The sequence below is a fragment of the Porphyromonas uenonis 60-3 genome (assembly GCF_000174775.1).
Lineage (GTDB): Bacteria > Bacteroidota > Bacteroidia > Bacteroidales > Porphyromonadaceae > Porphyromonas > Porphyromonas uenonis_A.
Genome location: NZ_ACLR01000129.1, coordinates 1 through 2663 on the forward strand (window position 1 = coordinate 1; position 2663 = coordinate 2663).

Sequence of the window (2663 nt, forward strand, 5' to 3'; positions counted from 1 at the left end):
TTTTTACCCAGCCGACCTTGTTCTGTGTAGATGAAGTGCCTACACTATCGAGGGGTGGTACGTCTTGTTTCATTATTGATTACTCTAAATTTAGTGATTAGGAAGCCCTGTGGGTTGCGGTCACTGCGTACCGTGTTGAGTAATGAGCAGGCGGTTACAAGAGACCGCTCTGTGACATTACTCTTGCGGTAGATGGTCTGTGTGCCATAGACCACAGCCTCATAGGGGTAAGTATTAAAGTTACAAGAGATAGAATCAACCGTCAGCACCTGAGAGGTGTTTGTCGAGATGAGACGATTATAGTACTTCTCCTCTTGCAGGTCGGTGTAGTAGTTGTAAGCAGATTCATCTGCCATATCCAATGCACGACTGATATTGCTCTGTATCGCTTGCGACTCGGGAGCCAGCGTGAAGAACAATTCGTGAAATCGTCTGAGATGCTCACGAGCCTCTACAGGACGATTAGCTTCTACATCTTGTGACAGCGCAAGGATTAGAGATTTGCCTTGGTCAAGGACATAAATCTTCTCACGTTGCTTATTCGCAAAGTTGTATGCACTTACGAGCGAGCTTAACGCAACGCCCATACACAATAGCGCAAAGACTATTGTGTACAGACGTATGCGCCTGAAGCTACTCTCTATATTGCGTAGGCTCTTGAACTCCATAACTAATCGTCTGAAAAACCTTTTCTGATTCCCTTGGCAATCTCGTTGACACGTTTTTGCTCTCGCTTAGGAGCGCGGAACTTGTTCAAACCAGCTTTCCAGCCCATTGCGACAGCTCCTCCAGCAGCACCTCCAGCAAGAGCAGCTCCACGAGACCCCATTGAGGTGAGGGTGCGGGTTAAGCCACCACCGCCACTGCCAGCCTCTACAATCCACCCTGAAACGGTCGGAACGGTTGTAAAGGCGACTAAGCCGATGATGTAGAACATAATCATAAACCACATGCTCGCATCTTTTCCACCGCCATTTAGGGAGGCAATTTGTAGGTTACTCATGTGTATCTCAATGCTGTTAACCATCACCTGCAATATATTAGCCACAGGGAGCCACAAAGACAGGTGTATGTAACGAGCAATCCACGAGACAAGTCCTTGCTGGAAGCCATCAAAAATGGCAAAAGCAAAAACAACAGGTCCGAGTATGGTCATAATTAGCAACATAAAGGAAGCAACGGTGTAAAGAATCAGCTTTGCAACCTCCATCAGCCATTGAAGGAAATCTCTTAACATATCCATAAGCCCTTGCTTGAGCTCAAGCATTTTCCCATCCCAATTGATTTCATACCATGCGGTGTCTTCCTTAGTTTCAGCCTGCTTTTTAGCAAGGTCAGCATCTTCAGCTGCCTTGAGCCTGTCTCTTACTGATTGCAACTCCTCTCGATTAGACTCTGCGACAGCCTCAGTGCCTTCAATTATAGCACCTGCTACTCCGTCTAAAACTCCTGTCACCCAAGTGAAGTTCATAATGAGCAGACCCAAGACAAATGGACGAAGAAGAGGAAAAACATCAATCGGCTCTGCATTAGCAAGCGACCGCCATACTCGATAAGATATATACAGCAAAGCCCCCAACGCTCCCAGCGATGTCGCTAGGAGCATATAACTTTCAAGGTTAGCCGTAACAACCTGCTCTCGTATGGTGTCTAACTGCTCATACAGGCTTAAAAAACCTTCATTCATTACTTATAGCCGTTTAGTTGGTCAAACAATCGCTGGGTAGTAGCCTTCTCAGATCTGCTTTGAGAAAGTTTATTGTAATAGCCTACTATCTGATAAGCTTTATTGCGCAGGGTGACTATCTCATCTTTGAGTTCTTTAATAAGAGATAGACGATCTCCATCAGAGAGCTTTAGTCGCCCTTTATTTGAAGGATCTGTGTCTGAGTATGTGAATTTCTTCATCTCCTTAACAATACTCATGCACTCTTTCAAGAGTGCGTATGTTTGATCCCTACACTTTATCTTTTCGAAATCATAGAGATACTTATTATTGCGTTGACTACGCAATACTTCGTCAGGAATCCTACTCAAGTCTTCAACAGCCTTGTAAGCCGTCTTAACGTCTTTACAGGTTGAGATAAAGTCTGCGACCTGACCATATACTCTAACAAACTCATCATATTGTTTTTTTGCCTGAGCGATTTCTTTTCCTAGGTTAACGAAATCACTAGCAATTATAGATGGGTCAACAACGGGAAGTTGCGCTTTAGCAGGTAGCCCTGCTCCAAGGAGGAGCAGAGCTGTAGTTATGATGGCTGTTAGCCATCGGACGTGATTACGTTTCATAGATTATATTGTGATAGAGGTTTAAGACTGGCGCGTGCAATGCACCAACACTTCGACTTCTTGATGCTTAGAGGTGTTGATCAGATACTCAGCCTCACTGGAGGTTCTTCTCGTAGGACGAAGAAGCCCTGAAGGATCTGAGGCAACAAAAGTAATTCTATAACCATCCTTTGCTTTTATAGAGAGCTTGACATCGTCACCCATTCGAACGGAAATTGTATGCAAACCAGGACCATCGGACGTCATCAGAGGGGGTAAGTCGTTAAGAGACATTTCTGCGATTTCTGTCGGATCGTAGCGAACTACAACTCTAGACTCTAGCACTTTATAAAAGACGACATTGACGTCTGTAGCCCCATTGACTACAAAGG

At 44.8% G+C, this 2663-nt stretch carries 4 protein-coding genes; all 4 read right to left on the reverse strand.

From position 1 onward, the window contains the following. Window positions 1-44: 44 nt before the first annotated feature. Window positions 45-668, reverse strand: coding sequence for a conjugative transposon protein TraK (traK, locus tag PORUE0001_RS04965; RefSeq protein ID WP_007365373.1), 624 nt, complete (start codon window positions 666-668; stop codon window positions 45-47). 2 nt (window positions 669-670) lie between these two features. Continuing rightward, the gene (locus tag PORUE0001_RS09815) at window positions 671-1687 is read right to left on the reverse strand and encodes a hypothetical protein (RefSeq protein WP_050771560.1); all 1017 of its coding nucleotides are present in this window, start codon (window positions 1685-1687) and stop codon (window positions 671-673) included. Continuing rightward, complete coding sequence (locus tag PORUE0001_RS04975; protein WP_007365374.1) at window positions 1687-2292, reverse strand: hypothetical protein; 606 nt, start codon at window positions 2290-2292, stop codon at window positions 1687-1689. The genes PORUE0001_RS09815 and PORUE0001_RS04975 overlap by 1 nt, the downstream gene beginning before the upstream one ends. Before the next feature lie 21 nt (window positions 2293-2313). Next, window positions 2314-2663, reverse strand: a 350-nt coding sequence (locus PORUE0001_RS10870) for a hypothetical protein (RefSeq protein ID WP_232501420.1), incomplete at its 5' end; no start/stop codon positions are given.